Genomic DNA, 19,035 nt, shown 5'->3' with positions numbered 1-19,035 from the left:
GCTCAGGCCGGGATCAGGTCCGGCGCCGTCTCAGGCACGCGGGCGCGGATTTCCACCTTGCCGTCCGCCAGGCGGGCATCCCAGGTCCGCAGGCGCTGCGACGCATCCTCCAGGCACACCCCGTCGACCAGGCGGAAATGCTGCTTGTACAGCGGCGACGCCACCACGATCTGCCCCTTCAGGTCGCCCACGATCCCGCGCCCGATGACATTGGCGCCCGAGAACGGGTCATGATTGTCCACGGCATAGACCCGGGCCGCCACGCCGCCCTCGGCCGGCAGGTAGAACAGCGCGACCTGCGCCCCGTCATGCCAGGCGACGACGCCCGAGCGCGCCACCAGGTCGCCCTCGGCGCACAGCGCGGTCCACGCCGCCGGTCCGGCGCCGGTCGCCGCCCGCGGCAGGTTGTCGGCCGGCTTGACCTGGTCGCGCTCCGGCACGGTGCGGACATTCGGGTCCGGGCGGGCATCATTGACGAAGGTGCGGAAGCGCTTCAGCTTTTCCCGGTCGCTCAGCACGTCGCGCCATTCGCAGTGATAATTGTCCACCACCGCCTGCATCTGCTGCTCCAGCTCGGCGCAGAGGCCCAAACTGTCATGGATGACGACGTCCTTCAGAAAATCCAGCCCGCCATCCAGGTTCTCCCGCCACACCGACGTGCGCTGCAGCCGGTCGGCGGTGCGGATATAGAACATCAGGAACCGGTCGATATATTTCACCAGCGTCTCGGAATCCAGGTCCGTGGCGAACAGCTCGGCATGGCGCGGGCGCATCCCGCCATTGCCGCACACATACAGGTTCCAGCCATTTTCGGTGGCGATCACGCCGACATCCTTGCTCTGCGCCTCGGCGCATTCGCGGGTGCAGCCCGAGACCGCGAATTTCAGCTTGTGCGGCGACCGCAGGCCCTTGTAGCGGTTTTCCAGGTCCAGCGCCTTGCCCACGCTGTCCTGCACGCCATAGCGACACCACGTGCTGCCGACACAGGATTTCACGGTGCGGGTCGATTTTCCGTAGGCATGGCCGGTCTCGAACCCCGCATCCAGCAATTCGCCCCAGATATCCGGCAATTGATGCAACTGCGCGCCGAACAGGTCGATCCGCTGCCCGCCGGTAATCTTGGTGTACAGGCCGTATTTTTTTGCGACCTCGCCCAGAACGATCAGCCGCTCGGGCGTGATCTCGCCGCCCGCGATGCGCGGTACCACCGAATAGGTGCCGTTCTTCTGCATGTTGGCCATGAACGTGTCGTTCGTGTCCTGCAACGGGATATGGGCCGGATCGGTGATCGGCTTGTTCCACGCCGACGACAGGATCGACCCCACCGCCGGCTTGCAGATGTCGCAGCCCAGCCCGCCATTGCCGTGGCGCGCCATCAGGTCCTCGAAGGTGCGGATGCCCTGCACCCGCACCAGCGAATAAAGCTCCTGCCTGGTATGGGAAAAATGCTCGCACAGGCTGCGATCGACGGTGATCCCCCGCGCGGTCAGCGCGCCCTCGAACACGCTCTTCAGCAATGCCGCGCAGCCGCCGCAGCCGGTGCTGGCCCTGGTGGCCTGCTTCAGCGTGCCCAGATCGCCGCAGCCCTGGTCGATGGCGTTGCAGATCGCGCCCTTGGTCACGTTATGGCACGAACAGATCGTCGCGCCGTCGGGCAGGGCGTCCGCGCCCAGCAGCGGCGCGCCCTCGCCGCGCGGCAGGATCAGCGCGGCGGGATCGGCCGGCGGCCTGATGGCGTTCTGCACATAGTGCAAGATCGTATCGTAATAGGAATTGTCGCCCACCAGCACCGCGCCGGTCACCCGCGTGCCGTCGGCCGACAGTACCAGCCGGCGATACGATCCCTCGGCCTCGCCGATAAAGCGATAGCTGCTCGATCCCTCTTCGGCCCCGTGCGCGTCGCCGATCGACCCGACATCGACGCCCAGCAGCTTCAGCTTGGTGGACATGTCCGCGCCGGTAAAGGCCGCGTCCTCGCCGGCCAGCACGGCGGCGGCGGTGCGCGCCATCGTATAGCCGGGGGCTACCAGCCCGAAGACCCGGTCCCGCCAGGCCGCACATTCGCCCACCGCGAAGATATGCGGGTCCGAGGTACGGCACTGGTCGTCGACGGCGATGCCGCCCCGGCTGCCGATCGCCAGCCCGCACTCCCGCGCCAGCCGGTCCTGCGGGCGGATCCCGGCGGAAAACACCACCAGGTCGGTTTCCAGCCATGTCCCGTCGGAAAAGTTCAGACGATGGCGAAGGGTTTCACCGGCCGCGATCTCGCTGGTCACATGGGCGGTCCGCACTTCGATCCCCAGCGATTCGATCCGCCGGCGCAGGGCGCGGCCGCCCTCGTCGTCCAGTTGCACCGGCATCAGCCGCGGGGCGAATTCCACCACGCAGACCTCCAGCCCCAGCGCCTTGACCGCGTTGGCCGCTTCCAGCCCCAGCAGCCCGCCGCCGATGACCACGCCGTGGCGCGCCCCCTGCGCCGCGGCGCGGATCATGTCCAGATCGTCCAGCGTGCGATAGACCAGGCCGGCGGTACCGCTGTTGCCGGGCACCGGCGGCACGAAAGGCGTCGATCCCGTCGCGATAATCAGCGATTCATAGGCAAAGCTGCCGCCATCGGTCTCGATGGTCCTGGCCGCGCGGTCGATGCGGTTGACCATCGCCCCCAGATGCAGCGTCATGCCATGCGCGTCGTGGAAATCCTCCTCGTGCAGCCGCAGCGCCAGCGCGTCCTGCCCGGTCATGTAGTCGGTCAGGTGCACCCGGTCATAGGCATGGTGCAGTTCGGCGCCGAAGACGTGGATCCGATGCGTCTCGTGCAATCCCTGGGTCACAAGCTGCTCGGCGCAATAATGCCCGACCATGCCGTTGCCGATGACGATGATGTTGTTTTGTCTGCTCATGATTCTCTGCTCCCGGCCCATCCCGATCAGAATGTGAAATCCATCGTCTGCATATAGAACGCGCCGTCCCGCGCCCCGGCCCTGTGCATGCCCTGCGATGCCGCGAAGCCCGCGATGTCGTGGGTCCATGTCCAGTGCGGCGCGAAACGCCACGCCAGTTGCGCCTGCGGGATGGCGCCGATGAAGCCGCCGGACAAATTGTTCCGCCAGCCATAGATCCGCCCCGTGCCATAAACCGCGTCCTGCGTGCTGGCGCGCCAGAACAGCGGAACATGCAGCCTGAAATGCACTGTCCTGCTCAAGGATAGATCGGAAACGGGTCCGACGCCGACCAGATTCTGCGATGTCAGAGACAGGGTGACGTCATTGTAATAGGGCAGCGGGAAATAGGGCGTGGCGAACGTGCCCACGGCACCGTCCCGGCTGCGATACGAACCGCCGGAAAACAGATCGGCCTGCACCCCCAGCGCCGGCCTGGCCGGCAGGTCCGGACGGCTGTACAGCACCGACCCGTTGACCGCATAGGCCCGCACCGGCCGGGTCGGCCCCGCATTCTTCGCCGGCCTAAATTGGCCCCCCTGGAACACGCCGGTCAAATCCAGCTTGACCGGGCCGGCATTGCCCCACAGGCGCAGCCCGACATTGTCGCGCCGCGTCGAACCCGCTTCGGCCCCGCCCGGCGTGGCGGTGGGAATGGCGGCAGGCGCGCCCCCGTACAGATAGCCGATGAAGAACAGATCGGCGAAAACCTGGCTCTTGCGGCCCAGCAGGGTAAAGCCCGGCAGCGCGGTCGCGCCATAGGCGCCGTACATCCGCGCATTATAGTTCGTGCCGTCCGAAAACGCGCCGACCGGCAGCTTGTCGGTCTGCATGAAATCGAACAAATCGAGGCGGAAACGCGACCAGACCGCATAGCCGCGAAACCCGTCCCAGGTCTGCTGGACATTGGTCAGGTCGCGCGCCGACTGCATCGAAACCGGCGCGTCCAGGAACACCTGCCGCCCGCCGATCACCCCGGCGCGGGCCCCCAGCACCGTACCCGTCACCTCCAGGATACCCTGCTGCAGGTCCGGCCGCTCGCGCTGCGTCCCGGTCTGGTAGCCGTATGAGTTCGATCCCCCCGCCGCGCCGTACAGGAATTCGGCATAGGCCCGGACATGCGCGCCCAGATGCAGGTCGGCGCCATATTGGCTGCGCAGCAGCACGCGGCTGGCGTCGGTCTTGCCCGCCATGCCGATCAGAGGCCGGTTCTCGAAGACATAGCGCAGCCGTTCCTCGCCGCTCAGCGTCAGCCAGATATCGCCCTTGTCGGTCAGCGGGATGTATTTCAGCCGGTTGAACCAGTCCCGGCGGCGCTGCGCGGGCGGCGCCCCGGCTAGGTCGCGCCAGTCCTCGGCCCAGCGGACCTGGCCATAGCCCGCCACGGTGCCGAACCCCGCCGCCGCGCCATTGCCGGCATTGAACACCCCCCAATCCGTCGCATGCCGACGGGGCAGGAGGGCCGGCCGGACGGCCACCCGGCCAGGCTGCACCCGGCCAGACTGCGTCCCGGCGGACTGTATTCCGACAGACTGTTTTCCGGAAGATTGGGCCTGGGCGGACTGAGTCAGCACCATCCCGGCCAACAGGCCGCCGCGCACGCCACCCACAGCGCGGGCGGCCAAGGTGGGGAGAACCAGGGCGGGGAGGTTTCGTACGATGCAGGGCGGACGGATATCCGTCATGAACCAGGTCTTTCAGCGCCATGGCGCGTCGGCGCGACGACCCGCCTCGGGTCGATCACAGCCAATGAGAGGAAAGGAACAGCCGACAGGCCGGGGGGTCAGATCGCGGCGGTCGTGCGCTCGCCCGCGTCCGCCATGGCGGACGTGGGCGACCAGCGGCGCTTGCAGGCCAGCACGCAGGCCAGGGCCGCGCCGGCAATGGCGGCGAAGGCCAGAAAGCCCGGACCATAGGAACCGGTCGCCTGCCGCGCCGCGCCCAGCGACGATGCCAGATAGAACCCGCCGAACCCGCCGCTCATCCCCACCAGCCCGGTCAGCACGCCGACCTTGTGCGGAAAGCGCGCCGGCACCAGTTGGAACACCGCGCCATTGCCCAGCCCCAGCGCGATCATGCCCAGGAAAAAGGCGGGAAACGCCAGGTAGATCGACGGCAATCCCGTCCCGATGGCCCCGAACACCAGCCCCGCCGCGGCATAGATCAGCGTCAGCGCCCGCATGCCGCCGATCCGGTCGGCCAGCGCCCCGCCCAGCGGCCGCACGAACGACCCGACAAAGACGACCAGGGCCGTGCAGGTGCCCGCGACGGCAGGCGGCAGCGCGTACTGGTCGTTGAAATAGATGGTCAGGAACGAGGCCAGCCCGACGAACCCGCCGAAGGTGACGCTGTAGAAGAACATCAGGCACCAGCAATCCGCCGACCGCAGCACCGGCCACCAACCGGATATCCCGGGCGAAACCGGCCGCTGCGCAGGTTCGCGCGCCAGCAGCAGGAAGGCCGCCAGCACCCCGGTCAACGGCAGCGTGGCCAGTCCGATCACGTTCACCCAACCGACCAGAATCGCCAGTCCCGGCGCGAACAGCGACGCCAGCGCCGTGCCCGAATTCCCGGCCCCGGCAATGCCCAGCGCCGTCCCCTGGTAGCGCGGCGGATACCAGGCCGAGGCCAGGGGCAGCGCGATGGCGAATGACGCCCCGGCCACCCCCAACACCAGGGCGATGCCAAACATCGCGGCATAGCTGTGCGGCGCCAGCAGCCAGGCCAGGGCCAGACCGGCAATCACCAGAAGCTGGGCGCCGATGGCGACCCGGCGCGGGCCGAACAGGTCGACCAGCCCGCCGGCCACGACCCGGAAAGCCGCGCCGGCCAGCACCGGCGTGGCCACCAGCAGCCCTTTCTGCCCGGCATTCAGGTGCAGGTCATGGGAAATGGCGATGCCCAGCGGGCCCAGCAGCACCCACACCATGAACGAGACGTCGAAATACAGGAACGCGGCAAGCAGGGTCGGCGCATGGCCGGCCTTGAGGAATCCCTTGTCCACAATACGATCCCAGATGACGCGCGCCATCCGCGACATCATCGCCCCATGGGCCGGCGGATCGCCGTTGATCCACCCCGTGTCGTCCCGGCCTTCCCGGCCGCTTTCGTCCCGCCGCCGCTGACGGGATCGCTTGTTGCGTTTCTCAGCCTACAGGACGCAATAATATGATGTCAAAATGAATATGCGATGACATTGTGGTCCCAAAATATTACGTTTTGCTCATGTCGCGGGCACATCCGCGAACCGGCCATGCCGCATATTTAACATAGTAATATAGTGAATTAATAAACAACGATAATGCGTGTTGATTTGAATCAACAACGGTGCTCTACGATCGTTATCGACAATCTATCCGAGCATCGTACCGACCGTGGCGCATATCCAACGCATTCATCCAGCTCTCTTTCCTTCGGCCACGATCCTGCTCTGCATGTGCATTCCGGCCCGGGCACCTGCCGCTGATACGGCCCGGACAACCGCGCCGGTCGCGATTCAGCATGACGGCAAGCAGGCCACCGGCCCCGTGTCGCGCCCGCCCATCCAGACCTTTCCCCATGCCGGCCCGGTCGGCCAGCCCCGTCGCCTCACCCCGGCGCAGCTCGCCGCCCCGACCTCGACCCATGGGCCGTGGGGCGTGTTCAATGCCGGCAACGGCGAATCCGCGGGCTTCGGCCCGATCGGGCGCTACGGCGTCAATCCGGCCGCCGAAAACTGGCAATATCTGCGCAACCCCCACCTGCATGACGACCCGTTCGACGCGTTGAAATTCATTCCCCTCAACCGCTCGGGCACCATCTGGCTCACCTTCTCGGGCGAAACCCGGGTGCGCAACTGGTTCGAACAGCGCCCGAATCTCGGCACCCGCAGCCCCAATGATTCCGGTCGGATGTCCATCCGCAACCTCTATGGCGCCGATCTGCATCTCGGCGAGCATGTGCGGCTGTTCACGCAGTTGATCAACGCCGATTCCGCCGGCTGGTCCGCCTATGGCTACAATACGACCTATCGCAAGCGCCTGGACGTGCAGCAGGCATTCCTGGAACTGACGGGGCGCGTCGCCGGGGCGCATGCCGGGTTCATCTTCGGGCGCCAGCAATTCCTCGATGCGCCATCCTATATCCTCTATGCGCGCGAGACACCTTCGGTGCCCCTCTCATGGAACGGGTTCCGGACCTACGCCTTCTGGCCGCGCATCCGCATCGACGCCTATGATTTCGTGCAGACGAACGATTCCTACACGTCCATGTTCCGCGATACCGAAAATTACCAGAACCGGCTTTACGGTTTCAACACGACCTGGGCGCCGGGCCCGATCGCGGTCGGCCGCGAACGGATGCAGAGCTTCCTGGACCTGTTCTATATCGGCTACAAGCTGGCCGGCAGCGCCGCCGCGATCCCGACGGCGACCAAATCCGCATCCGGTGCCACCACGCGCAATAATTTCGGCTTCCGCTGGCACGGCTCGGCGCCCTCCTTCGAATTCTCGGTCGGCGGCGTGTGGCAGGGGGGCACGTTCAACTACGCCACCACCAACCGCGCCCGCGACGTCAGCGCGTTCGCGGTGAATTCCATCATCGGCTATCGCCACACGCCGTCGCCGCTGCATCCGTTCATGGGCGTGCAGGCCGACATCTATTCAGGCGGCGACGCCGCCCCGACCAGGGGCACGGTCGGGACCTACATCGCCCCCTACAGCCCACAGACCAACTATCTGGACACCACGACCTATATCGCGCCCTCCAATCTGGTCAGCCTCTCGCCGGTGCTGCGAATCACGCCGCGCGATTATGTCAGCTTCCAGCTCAAGGCCCCCTTCATGTGGCGCGAGGACGCCAACGCGCCGATCTTCACCTCGTCGGCGCGCTATACTTTCCCCCGGCCCTATAATGGCGGCTTCATCGGGGTGGTGCCGCAGGCGGCGCTTTCGCTGCAGTTGAACCGCCATCTGAACTGGACGCAATATGTCGCCCGCTTCGTCACGTCGAACGGGCTGAAGGCGGCCGGCGCGTCCGACGGAACCTATTACCAGTCCAATTTCGTGTTCCGGTTCTGAAACGCAGCCTTCCGCGCCGCCCTCCTACTCGCTTGGGGGCGACCGGGGGCGGAATTTGACGCCCGCCCGCCATCCTGCCTAAAGCATGGTCCGAATCCTGCGCGCGGGGGGCGACATGCTGGGGGCGAAACCGACCGCACGGACCGAACGGATCGCCGTCTCCCTTCGTCATCGCCTGCTGCAACGGGCACGGCATCTGGCGGAAAGGATACCGGCTTCACTGCCGGCTCCCGGGCGCGCCCTGGCGCGGCACGGCCTGCGTCTCGCCTATTGGATCGCGACACCCCGGCTGACCGGGGCCCGTCTCGCGGCCATGCGCCGCCGGCTGGACGAGGTGCTGGCCGATCGGGCCGTCCGTCGAATCGCCCCCCTGCGCCACCTGGCCCGCCACCCCGCATCCTGCCATCCTGCACAGGGCGGTCATTATGTGTTGCAGGCCGCGCCGGCCGGCTATGTCTACGTGCCCCGTGCCCGGCCGCCCGACTTCGCCGAACGCCTGGCGGCGCTGGCCGGGATTTCCTTTTCCGTCGTCGCGCCGGCCGGCTGGGGGGCGCCCGAGGCGACGGCAGGGATGATCGCATCGGTCACGGCGCAATGGTTTCCCCATTGGACGCTGATCCTGGCCGGACCCGCCGAAACCATGCCCCCGACCGCGCATCCGCAGATCACGACCCTGCATGTGCCGGCCGGCGGCCGGATCGCGGCGATCAACGCGGCGATCCGCCGGGCGGAGGGCGATTTCGTCGTGCTCCTCGACCCCGACCAGGAGCTGACGCCGGATTGTCTCTACGCCTTCGCGACCCGCATCGCCGCCGGCGACGCGGAGTTCCTGTATGCCGATGAAGACAGGATCGACCCGGACGGCGGTTACACGCAGCCATTTTTCAAACCGGACTGGTCGCCGGACACGCTGCTCAGCCTGCCTTATACCGGCCGGGTCAGTTGCATCCGCCGCAGCCTGCTGCATCGCACCGGGCCGCTGCGCGAGGAACATGAAGGGGCCGAACATTGGGACCTGGCGCTTCGCGTGACCGAACAGACCCGGCATATCGGCCATGTTTCCCAGATATTGTTCCATGACCGGCATCCGCCCGACCGGCCTCCATGCCGCAACGCCGGCCGCAAAACCCGCCAGGACGCGTTCCGCCGCCGCGGCCTGGCGGCCATGATCGAACCGATCGCCCAGGCCCCCTGCCACGATCGGGTCCGATACGCCGTGCGCGGCACGCCGCTGATTTCGATCGTCATCCCCACGCGCGACAACGGCCCGGTCCTCGCGCGCTGCATCGCATCCCTGGCGCGCGCGTCCTGGCGCCATGTCGAAATCGTCATTCTCGATAACGGGTCGGCCGATCCCGAAACGCTGAACATCCTGTCCGGCCTTGACGAACGGACCGATATCCGCGTCATCCGTCACGACGCGCCGTTCAATTTTTCGGAACTCAACAATATCGGCGCGCGGCAGGCGCGTGGCGACATCCTGCTGTTCCTGAACGACGATACCGAATTGCACACGGCCGACGCGCTCGATCGGATGGCGGGATACGCCCAGTTGCCGCATATCGGCGCGGTCGGGGCCAAGCTGCTCTATCCCGCACTGATGCAGGTCCAGCATGTCGGCGTCGTCAATCTCGATGACGGGCCCGGCCATGCATTCCTGCGCCACGCCGCCGATGATCCCGGTTACGTCCTGCGCAACATCGCCGATTATAACTGGTCGGCGGTCACCGGCGCCTGCCTGATGATCGAACGGCCGAAATTCGACGCCGTGCAGGGATTCGACGAAGATTTCCCGGTCGCCTATAACGATATCGATCTTTGTTTCCGCTTGCTGGAACAGGGATTGTACAATGTGTCCTGTCCCGCCGCGATCTATCTGCACCACGAATCCCTCTCGCGCGGGCAGGATGCCGCCAGCGCCGAACGCCGCGCGCGCCTCGATCGGGAACGGCATCGCCTCTATCGGCGGCATCCCGGTTTTCTGATGCATGATCCCTGGTACAATCCCAATCTGCGCCAGCACGGCGCGCCTTTCGCGATCGTGGCGTAGGCGGGACGATGACCGGACCAACCACATGCCCGCCCGCGCCGGACGGGGCAGGGGAGGCGGACAGCCTCCGGCAGATCGGATTTTCGATCGGCGGCCCGGCGCTGGCCGGGTTCCTGAACTGGGTGGAGCGGCGGCGGATCCAGGACGGCATCGCGCATGTCCTGATCGCCTCCCCCGGCCTCAAAGGCCGCCACACGCAAATCGGCACGCCGGATCTCCATTGGATCGGCCCCCCGGCGCAGCTCGTGCTGGCCGGCATCGACGAGCGGAATTTCATCCGCTCCCTCCCCAGTCTGCTCGCCCTGTGCGGCGCCGCGTTGCCCCAGGTCGGGCCCCGGATCGGGCCCTTATCCGCGCCCTTGTCTGCACTCGGGCGCCTGGGCATCCCCCAGCCGGCGGAATCCGTCATGCGGGATCTGGGGCTGGACGCGCCGGTCGCAGCAGCCGGCCAAGGGCGGCTGGTCGGATTTCTCTGTGCATGGCAAAGGGAAATCCTCAAGACGTGCCGCCGGAACCGCCGCGCGCTGCTGCGGACGCTCCAGGGGATCGGGCTGGGCCCGGACGACCGGGTGGCGCTGGTCGATATCCGGCCCGGCGGCGCGCTGCAGCAGGCCCTGGCCTGGGCGGTGCAGGACCTGATGAGGCTCGACGTCTCGGGCTATTATTTCTGCCTGCCCGACGGCCCGAACAGGGGCTCGGCCAGGCGCCCGGGCGGGCAGATGACGGCCATGCTGGATCGCCGCACCGTACCGTCACGCCTGTTGCGGCACGCCGGCCGGCACCGGCACGTGATCGACGCGCTGCTCGGCGCGTCCGACAGTCCCGGGCTGGCGCCGCTGCACCAGGGGATGGCGCAGTTCGCGCACGCCTTCGCCCAGCGGCCCGAGCCGCGCGGCGGGTCGGACGCGGCGGATATGGCCGGGCCCTTGCTCACCTATCTGGCGTCCGGCGCCTGGCGCGATCACCCGGTCCTGGGGCGCATCGCGGCCCGTTGAGCCGCTTACGCGGAAATCGGACAGGCGCCGCCCCGCTTGCGCACCCCGTCCCACAGGCCGCGCAGCATCAGGCGCAGGCGGATCAGGTTGCGGTCCGCCACGGTGCCGTAGACCAGGATGTAGAAGAAGAGCTGCCGCGCGAAGAAGCGCCGCCAGGCGGGCTTGATGTAGTCCCGCGCCGCAAGGACGGCCGAGTTCCGGACAAGGTAGTAATTCCGGATCGGGGCATGCAGCGTGACCGTGCGGAATCCCAGGTTGAGCCGCCCCGACCCGATCGTATGGTCCATGATGTTCCGCAGGCTCATGAAATGACGATATCCGTGCGCCGTGGCACGAAAGCACCATTCCAGGTCCACCAGGTCGATGAACAGGTCGGCGTCCATCGCGCCGACCTCCCGCAGGACCGACAGGGGGATAAGCGAGCCCGACGCGATCAGGGTATCGACCTCGGCATGGCTCTCGCGGCCCGGTTCGGGCAGGCGCCGGGCCAGCCGCCGCCCTTCGGCCCGCCAGATCGTGTTCAGCTTCTGGTCGTGCCCGTCGCGATAGGCATTGCCGACCGAGCCCACCCGCACCCCGCCGGCCTCCAGCGACCGATAGAGTGCGACCAGGTTGGCGATCGCCCCGTCCTGCAGCACGGTGTCCTGGTCCATCAGCAGCACGAACTGCGCCTCGTCCGCCTCGGCCTGCGCGATGCCGGCATTCTGGGCAAAGGCAATGCCCCGGTTCTCCGGCAAAGGCAGGAAGCGCAGACCATGCTCCGACGCCAGGGCACCGATCTCGGCGGCGCCGCGCGATCCGTTATCCACGATGACGACCCGCCCGACCTGCGGGACCAGCGCCGCGACCACCTGGCGAAGGCGCGAAAGATCAGGATTATATGTAACGAGAACGGAATATATCCCGGAACTCACGCTCTACCCTCATGGTGCGATGCTCGACGCCCCCTTATACGCGCCGCCGCCCCGTTTGGAAACGCGCACGTCCGCTTGTTGCCGCCGCGCCGTGCAGCCGGGATCAGCGGCTCGATCAGAGACCAGTCTTCCTCCGTCAGGTCGCTCTGACAGCAAAGCTGGCTCCGGCCATACCGGGCGCGGCTCTCGACGGTTCACGTCAGCAACGCTCTGAAGCGGGGCCGCCAACGCAGAATCACGAATGATTCCAAATTCTAGCGAAAGAAGACGCCGTTAAAAGTTCTCCTTATGCAAATAATTCCACCAAGAATCAGCGTCAGGAAACGACTGGGAGTTGATTAACCCTGTAGGAATGAGAGATTGTGCGGCCGAGAACCGGGTCGTCCAGTTCCATCGCAAAGAACGCCGAAGGTCGGATCCCGCCATGAACAGGCACGGTACCGCACAGCATTGCCGAGCCAGGTATGAAGCGCGTCGTATTGGACAATTCCGATAGTAAGTCCGTGGGCGTTCTCAGCAGGGACACATTCCCTTCCTGATAGAGGACCTGCTGCCCATCTTCTTCGATCCACGCGCGGAGAATGACTTCGTCCCAATGTGACTTGACATCATCCCAGTGCCACAATTCCCGCGCTACCGGCTTGATACAGAGCTGCTTCGACAGAGCGATCCCTATCGTCTCAGCTTTGCGGTCCGTATGATCGGACGCCAGCCCGATCCATAGCCCGTCGGCCAGCGCGACGAGCAACGGTTCAACTTCACCCGACGTATCGGTTCCCAGAACGTCAACATGCTCGCTTTGACAGAGTAGCGTACTGCCCACCCTGTAATACACTGGCACGGATGACGGGCGAGGAACCCCAATCGCCTCAAGTTCTTGAATGTGATGCTCAATGGCCGCAGAGTCACGACCGGCCCAGCCAGCAACGACAAGTTGATCGATTTCAGTCCAGATCACATCGGACCGACTGTCACGGATTCGGGAAAATTTCAACATCTGGCGTAATTTTCCCTTCAGGCTGGATCGTAATAATGAATTTCGAGCAGAAGACAGCCGCCTTCAGATTTGAAAGGTCCATGGACAGCGCCTGGCGGCCGACAGGCATAGGTGTTAGGCAGGAATGGTATTCCACCGTTGCCGTTCTCATCGTTGCCTACTGTCAGATCGCCTGAGAGGAGATAGACCTCCTCCCAATAATCATGAACGAAGGGCTTCTTCGTGTATTCGCCGGGCGCAAAACGTAGAAGCCGCGTACGGCTACCCTTCTTTGCGACCTCATCAAGACTGCCAGAAAGGATCTTCTCCTGTACGTTTTCCTTGTATGCCGGAGGTTGAACCCAGCCTTCGCTCATATCAAGCGTATGGAATTCTTTATGTTCTTTCGTAACCGCCATGATGTATATCCCTGTGTATTGAAATAATGATCAGTAAGACGACAGCATCTGATCGACGAGAGTGGTCGAACGATCCCAATCGAACGTTCGAAAGGAGTGGTTTTTGGGAACGAAGCTTGCGCCCGCGTAGAACATTTCGTACTGCGTATGGCGCGAAGCGAATTCTGATCCGATGCAGTCCCACGCCAATTTGAAGAACTTGACACGATCGGCTGCATCAAGAACCGGCGAAGCCTGCGTTTTGCGAATCCACTCCATCATCTCGGGATTTTCCATATCCTTAGATGAAGAAGGAAGCATGATGACGCCTCCGCCGGCGAGATCGCGCAATTGCTCAATGAACCGGGGATAAAGTTTCTGGGTAATTGTCTGGGCAGAGTACAAGCTGTGATGATCTGGAATGAAATAAGAACCATAGGACGTGCCTTTTGCTTCCATCCCGGCCACCATGGCATCCAGCATTCCTACGTCCGCGGCAAGTTGTCCCAGCGTCTCTCGAACCGAGGGAAAACGCTCTGTTCCGTTAACCTGTGCGATTTTGCGTGCAATCCCGACGAGAAAGGTCAACTTCGTCTTGAGCCGGATCATCGCCTGATAGTTCTGGTAAACATGGGCCGGAGTCGCGAAAAACTGTTTCGCGCATAGATCTCGGTCATTATGGACGAAGACCCGCTCCCAGGGGACAGTGACATTCTCAAAAACCAGAATGGCATCGTTTTCGTCAAAGCGGCTAGCCATCGGATTGTCAAAAACGGACGACGCGCCCTCTTCGTAGGACTTTCGGGATAGAATGCGCAATCCGGGCGTATTCATTGGAAGAACAGCAGAAAACGCCAAAGCCTCATCACCGGGCGCCAAAGGCTGGATACAGGTTACGAAGACCTCGTTTGCCATGACGCCCCCGCTAGCGAGCATCTTCGCACCGTCGATGACGATGCCTGATGGCCCTTGGTCCACAACCGATGCCGCGATTCGTCGTGTAGAGGGCGGATCGCCCGGATTCCGGACGTCTCCCTGCGGGTTAATAATCACGTATGTCAGAAAGAGATCACTTTCACTGGCATAGCGATAATAATCCACGAGCGCCGCGGCGCGTGCCGGATCAGCCGCCTCAAAAATATCCCGCCCCATATAGAGGCCGGAAATACACGACGCTACGTGATCTGGAGAGCGGCCGAAAAAGCCCGCATGCTGCATGCTCCAGAATTCAAGGGCTTCTCGTCGCTTGACAAGGTCCGAATGGGTATGAGGCAGTTGCCAGATCCGATTGATGGTCACTCCGGCTTCGTTTTTGCACGTCATTAGATCGCGGTTCTGCTCGTCCGATGCGATATCATAAAGCGCACAAACTGTATCTATTGAGCGTCGAAATGCCGGATGAACCGTAACATCGGGCACGCGTCCGCCGTTTATATAGACTGCGCGGCCATCGCGCAGACTCTCCCTATGTTGCTCGCCGGTTTTCATCGATATCCTTTCATCGCGGACTCATAAGAGCGAGAGCTTGCATAAAAAATGCAAAGTTAATATAAATAGCAAATTATTGTTCGTTTATACTTCTTATTCCATGATACATACTCGAGAAAAAAAGAAGAGGTTGACACCCCTCTCTCGTTTGTACGTCAACGACTCGAGCTACAAATAGAAAATGCTCTCCAATATCCTGAACAAGAAACCGTTCGCATCGAAGAACGGCGAGAGCATCCGCTACGCCGATTGAACCGTTGCGCGTCATGGCATCAAGCATTGCTTCCCGTTGGGAAATTGGCGCCGGCCGCCCGAAGAGGTCCGAGAGGGATTGGTGAGTGTCTCCAAGAACATTGATCAGAAAGCTATCGCTCTCGGAAAAAACCCTCCCTGGATGGGTGCTTTTCTTGACACTAAAGATAACAAGAGGTGGGTCGAGCGACACCGTATTGAACGATGTTGCTGTGAGAGCAGCTCGCTCGCCGGAACCGCTGGTGCCGACGATAAGTGTAACGCCGGTCGCAAACTGCCCGAACGCTCTTCTAAGCTCTCTAGCATCCATGGAAGCACCATACTCTAACGTTCTAATAGCTTTGTAAGAAAGGTAATATCGTTGTGTCAAGGTTTCTTTTTGAGCCCGGAAGCGCTTTGTGGAGCTGGGATCCTTCCGCTCAAGACGCAAAATTAATGAGGAATTGCGCCGCCCTCGCTATAAAATTTAGATTGACATACGGAACGATCCGATATCCAAATCGAGACGGAATAGCTTTCAATGAAAGGTATGTGAGCGATCTATGCGGCCGACCATCTTTCTTTCTATGACTAAGCGACGACCGGCCTCGCACGTCTCTCCCGTTGGCGGACGCATGGTGCTTGTTACGACGTTCAAGTGACGCGTGGCTTATGACTGTCTCTTTGGAGCGTTTCGGCACTTCGGCGACGCTCGACGGCGTAAAATACTTATTTCGGGTAATTTTGAATATAATGCGTGGATGGGGTAGAAATGATGTGGAGCTATCGATATCTCGGTCGTTTCTTTTTGGTTTCCTCAACGGCTCTAATCGCTTTTCACTGCGATATGGCTGCAGCGGAGCACGCGAAAAAGTCTGATCAAAGGTTCACGGCAGGTCCAAAGGCGGCCAGCCATCCTTTGTCGGGGCGGCAGGGGTCTCGTCCGGAAGAATTGCAGGTGTCTGGTTCAGTACACGCCGTAAAAGGTGGTGGGGCCATTCTCATTACGAGCGCCCCAAAAAATATCGAAGGCGTGTCCAGGGACTATATTTCGAGACAGAGCGGCGCCTCGACGGCGGTTGACCTCATCAAGTATCAGCCAAGCATCAACGCATCGACGACGGACTCGTCCGGGATGATCGGCGGCCAATTGATCAGTCGAGGCCTTACAGACTCCGATATGGCCATCACGGTCGACGGGGTTGCGCCGAACTCCGGCGCAGGACATGCCACCCAGAATTTCGAGACCGAGGATACAGAGAGCGTCCAATACACACCGGGGCCGGTCGACTTGGCATTGCCGATCACGAGCGCTGCCATCGGCGGTCTCGAGCAATCTCCCATAATGCCGTCGTCGAAGCGCGGAGGATTCACGGACTTCTCCTACGGAACAAATAATCTGAGTCGCGAATATATTCGTCTCGAATCTGGCGAAATCGGCAATTCGGGGATCAAAGCCTTTTACTCCATGTCGCATGCGCATGCCCGTAACTGGCAGGGAGCCGGGACAGGAAATCGTATCCATATGGATTTTGGCGCATATGCTCCCATTGGGCAGTCGTCATTCGTACGCCCGTTGGTATCCTGGAATTATCAGAGCCCGGTCGCGGTGCTTAGGTTTCCCACGGCCGCTCAGTTTCATGAAGACAAGAATAACCTCCTGCTGACCGACAGCTATCATCTGGTATCGACCTACAATCCTCAGGATCCAAATCTTTACTTCGCAACAAATCAATATCGATATAACCAGCTTCAGGCGGATATGCCGACCCATCTTAAGATGGCGTCGTTTCTGGATATTGATATAAAGCCCTATCTTGCGTATCAGAGCGGCCACTGGAATCCGGGGGGCGGCGCGCTCATCGGACCCACGGCGACAGTCGGCGGGAAGGTGGTACCCTTGAGCGTCGGCGAGAGCGGATCCTTGCTGACCTCGGCGATTCCTGGCGCCGCCACTTGGAACAATAGTGGTCCCAAAGGGGGTGTCGTGGCGGAGACGACCTGGCATCTCGGAAAGAAACTGAACATCAACGCCGGATACTGGTATGAGCAGTATCACGATAACGTACACTGGGTGGAATCCGCTCTGAATACCGATGGAGAGGTCGCAAAGCCTGACAATGTCGGGCGTCTGCTTTACGTTCGGGATGGAAGCGGGGCATATCGTTACACGTTCGACGTCAACCATGCGTCCAGCATCATCAATGCCGGCTTCGTTCAGGGAAAATGGACGGGATTGAATGATCGGCTGGATATCGAAGGAGGCGTGAAGGTCGTCCATGAGATTCTGAGCAACGCGCAAGTGTCGAACGGGACAATGACTACCCAGAGCGTGACATCGCCGCTTCCGCAACTTTTGATGTCGTATAAGCTGGACAGCGAAAACCAGATCTACATTAATGGATCCGGAAACTTCCGTTTGCCGGATCCCGGGAGCCTTGCGACGTATTATGATGCCTCGACGGGCCATTATGTCGGTTCGCAATCGAATCTGAAGCCGGAATACGTCATTTCCGAAGAGCTTGGATTCAGGCATAGCGGTAAATACCTGTACGCAAGTGTAGAGTTATTTAATTATGCGATCACTAACCGCCTTCTTTCCACCAACGTCAGTCTGAATGGCACTGCAGTTGCGGAGACCCTCAACGCAGGCAATCAAACCTCTCGCGGCGTGGACGTAATGGTGTCCTGGCGACGGACATATGGTTTCACTCCGTATGTGTCTTTCGAATATTTACACGCGACAGAGGACACTAATCTTCAGACGACCGCGGAAAACGGTCGAACGGATTATCTGCGCACGAAGGGAAAAGAGGCGGTTCAGGCCTCACCACCCATCAGTTTCATCCGGATGCCCATAATGGCGGCATTGGTTTGCGGAACTGGAGGAGCCTGACAATGCGCCGGACGCCGCGCGTGAACCAGGAGAGCCTGCTGCGGCTCATGTTCGCGGGTTGACGTCTGGGGCTTTTTTTTCGTCCGCTGATGGATTGGTTTGTGCGTCGCACAGGCCGGTGGAGACGGCGAAATACAAAGCGATACTCATCACCAGCACCAACCGGCCGAGACGTTCGGGGGAACGCAACTGACTGTGTTCGAGACCGAAGCCGCGCGATTTGAAGTCGGAGAACATGGGCTCGATGCCCCATCGTGCGCTGTAATCCAGTGTTGTCAGGTAGCTGGGGGTGTCGGACATCGCAATGATCCACGGCTCGGCATGGCCGGGCGCGTTGATGATGCCGATATTGGTGACAATACGCCGATGGGTGAGCGCGACGTCGGTCAGATAGGGACGCTTGTCAGTGACATGTTCGGCCAGGGAGGTTTTGTGGCCGCCCGCGGCGACCCGCAGATTGGACCTCACGCGCAGCCGATAACCCCAGCCTCGGGCGATGGCGAACGCGATCAGATCCGGCGTGCCGTAGAACCGATCCGCCATCAGGCAAATCTCGGCCTGGGAAGGCAGCCAGCCGGCAACCGCTTGGAGCAGGTCCTTCTGAACAGCGAACCCGATCGCCCCTTCCGTCGCCTCGACCCGCCAGGCCAGCGGCAACGCGCGCTCGCCAAAACGCAGCGAGAGCATCAGGATCTGATGGCGGTCATTGGCCTTGGTCTGGTCCATGATCAGCACCACACGCCCGTCTTCGGCGGCCTTGGTGAGCACCTCGCGCGCAAACGGTTCCATGACTTCATCACAGACCACGAGGGGGTTGTCGATGAACCGAGCGATCCACTGGTAACGCATGTCCGCTCGTTCTGCCGCGCGCGGCAACGAAGCCGCCAACACCATCAGATTGGCGCTGCGAACGTCCAGCATGGTGGCGACAAGCAGCGCGAGTTTGTCACGCTGGGTCTTGCGCTGTCCAGGCAACCGACGCTGCAAATCCGCCGCAATGCCAGCCGCCATTTCCACAATAGCCGGGGTCATGCCAAATCCGCTCCTCACAAGGGCAGAATCCTTGAATCACAGCCAGATTCAGCACGTCA

The 19,035-nt window shown here is 62.4% G+C and carries 13 protein-coding genes and 1 pseudogene; 4 read left to right on the top strand and 10 right to left on the bottom strand.

Features of this window, described 5'->3' with window-relative positions; translation table 11 throughout:
- Window positions 1–2: 2 nt before the first annotated feature.
- The 3 genes from nirB to AAC691_RS06305 form a co-directional block, all read right to left on the bottom strand.
- The gene (gene nirB, locus AAC691_RS06315) at window positions 3–2,900 is read right to left on the bottom strand and encodes a nitrite reductase large subunit NirB (protein WP_342629363.1); all 2,898 of its coding nucleotides are present in this window, start codon (window positions 2,898–2,900) and stop codon (window positions 3–5) included.
- A 26-nt stretch (window positions 2,901–2,926) separates the two neighbouring features.
- On the bottom strand, window positions 2,927–4,624 hold the full coding sequence (locus tag AAC691_RS06310) for an alginate export family protein (protein WP_342629362.1): 1,698 nt from the start codon (window positions 4,622–4,624) through the stop codon (window positions 2,927–2,929).
- Window positions 4,625–4,722: 98 nt separating this feature from the next.
- On the bottom strand, window positions 4,723–5,970 hold the full coding sequence (locus tag AAC691_RS06305; RefSeq protein WP_342629361.1) for an MFS transporter: 1,248 nt from the start codon (window positions 5,968–5,970) through the stop codon (window positions 4,723–4,725).
- Between the two features lie 403 nt (window positions 5,971–6,373).
- Between AAC691_RS06305 and AAC691_RS06300 the strand changes: the two genes are divergently transcribed.
- The 3 genes from AAC691_RS06300 (at window position 6,374) to AAC691_RS06290 (ending at window position 11,041) form a co-directional block, all read left to right on the top strand.
- Entirely contained in the window at window positions 6,374–7,996 is a 1,623-nt protein-coding gene (locus AAC691_RS06300) for an alginate export family protein (protein WP_342629360.1), read from the top strand.
- Between the two features lie 85 nt (window positions 7,997–8,081).
- A complete protein-coding gene (locus AAC691_RS06295) occupies window positions 8,082–10,046 on the top strand; it encodes a glycosyltransferase family 2 protein (RefSeq protein ID WP_342629359.1) in 1,965 nt (654 codons plus the stop codon).
- A gap of 8 nt (window positions 10,047–10,054) precedes the next feature.
- Complete coding sequence (locus AAC691_RS06290) at window positions 10,055–11,041, top strand: hypothetical protein (protein WP_342629358.1); 987 nt, start codon at window positions 10,055–10,057, stop codon at window positions 11,039–11,041.
- A gap of 5 nt (window positions 11,042–11,046) precedes the next feature.
- Here the strand turns inward: AAC691_RS06290 and AAC691_RS06285 are convergent, their stop codons facing one another.
- The 6 genes and pseudogenes from AAC691_RS06285 to AAC691_RS22275 all read right to left on the bottom strand — a co-directional run bounded on the left by AAC691_RS06285 (window position 11,047) and on the right by AAC691_RS22275 (window position 15,379).
- Complete coding sequence (locus AAC691_RS06285; protein WP_342629357.1) at window positions 11,047–11,955, bottom strand: glycosyltransferase family 2 protein; 909 nt, start codon at window positions 11,953–11,955, stop codon at window positions 11,047–11,049.
- A 68-nt stretch (window positions 11,956–12,023) separates the two neighbouring features.
- Window positions 12,024–12,149, bottom strand: a pseudogene (locus AAC691_RS06280) (transposase); the annotation flags it as partial.
- 122 nt (window positions 12,150–12,271) lie between these two features.
- Complete coding sequence (locus AAC691_RS06275) at window positions 12,272–12,952, bottom strand: DUF2848 domain-containing protein (protein WP_342629356.1); 681 nt, start codon at window positions 12,950–12,952, stop codon at window positions 12,272–12,274.
- Window positions 12,953–12,969: 17 nt separating this feature from the next.
- Window positions 12,970–13,350 (bottom strand): cupin domain-containing protein, encoded by a 381-nt coding sequence (locus tag AAC691_RS06270; protein ID WP_176639358.1) that lies wholly within the window; start codon window positions 13,348–13,350, stop codon window positions 12,970–12,972.
- A 30-nt stretch (window positions 13,351–13,380) separates the two neighbouring features.
- Window positions 13,381–14,817, bottom strand: coding sequence for a 4-hydroxyphenylacetate 3-hydroxylase N-terminal domain-containing protein (locus tag AAC691_RS06265; RefSeq protein WP_342629355.1), 1,437 nt, complete (start codon window positions 14,815–14,817; stop codon window positions 13,381–13,383).
- Between the two features lie 73 nt (window positions 14,818–14,890).
- A complete protein-coding gene (locus AAC691_RS22275) occupies window positions 14,891–15,379 on the bottom strand; it encodes a flavin reductase family protein (protein WP_176639356.1) in 489 nt (162 codons plus the stop codon).
- Window positions 15,380–15,820: 441 nt separating this feature from the next.
- On the opposite strand from AAC691_RS22275, the gene AAC691_RS06260 reads away from it, so the two are divergent.
- On the top strand, window positions 15,821–17,944 hold the full coding sequence (locus AAC691_RS06260; RefSeq protein WP_342629354.1) for a TonB-dependent receptor domain-containing protein: 2,124 nt from the start codon (window positions 15,821–15,823) through the stop codon (window positions 17,942–17,944).
- Between the two features lie 45 nt (window positions 17,945–17,989).
- Here the strand turns inward: AAC691_RS06260 and AAC691_RS06255 are convergent, their stop codons facing one another.
- Window positions 17,990–18,976 (bottom strand): transposase, encoded by a 987-nt coding sequence (locus tag AAC691_RS06255; protein WP_342627340.1) that lies wholly within the window; start codon window positions 18,974–18,976, stop codon window positions 17,990–17,992.
- Window positions 18,977–19,035 lie beyond the last annotated feature (59 nt).

The sequence above is a fragment of the Nguyenibacter vanlangensis genome (assembly GCF_038719015.1).
In the GTDB taxonomy this organism is placed as follows: domain Bacteria; phylum Pseudomonadota; class Alphaproteobacteria; order Acetobacterales; family Acetobacteraceae; genus Gluconacetobacter; species Gluconacetobacter vanlangensis.
Note: the sequence above shows the minus strand (reverse complement) of the source record. Positions and strands in the feature narration are given on the sequence as shown.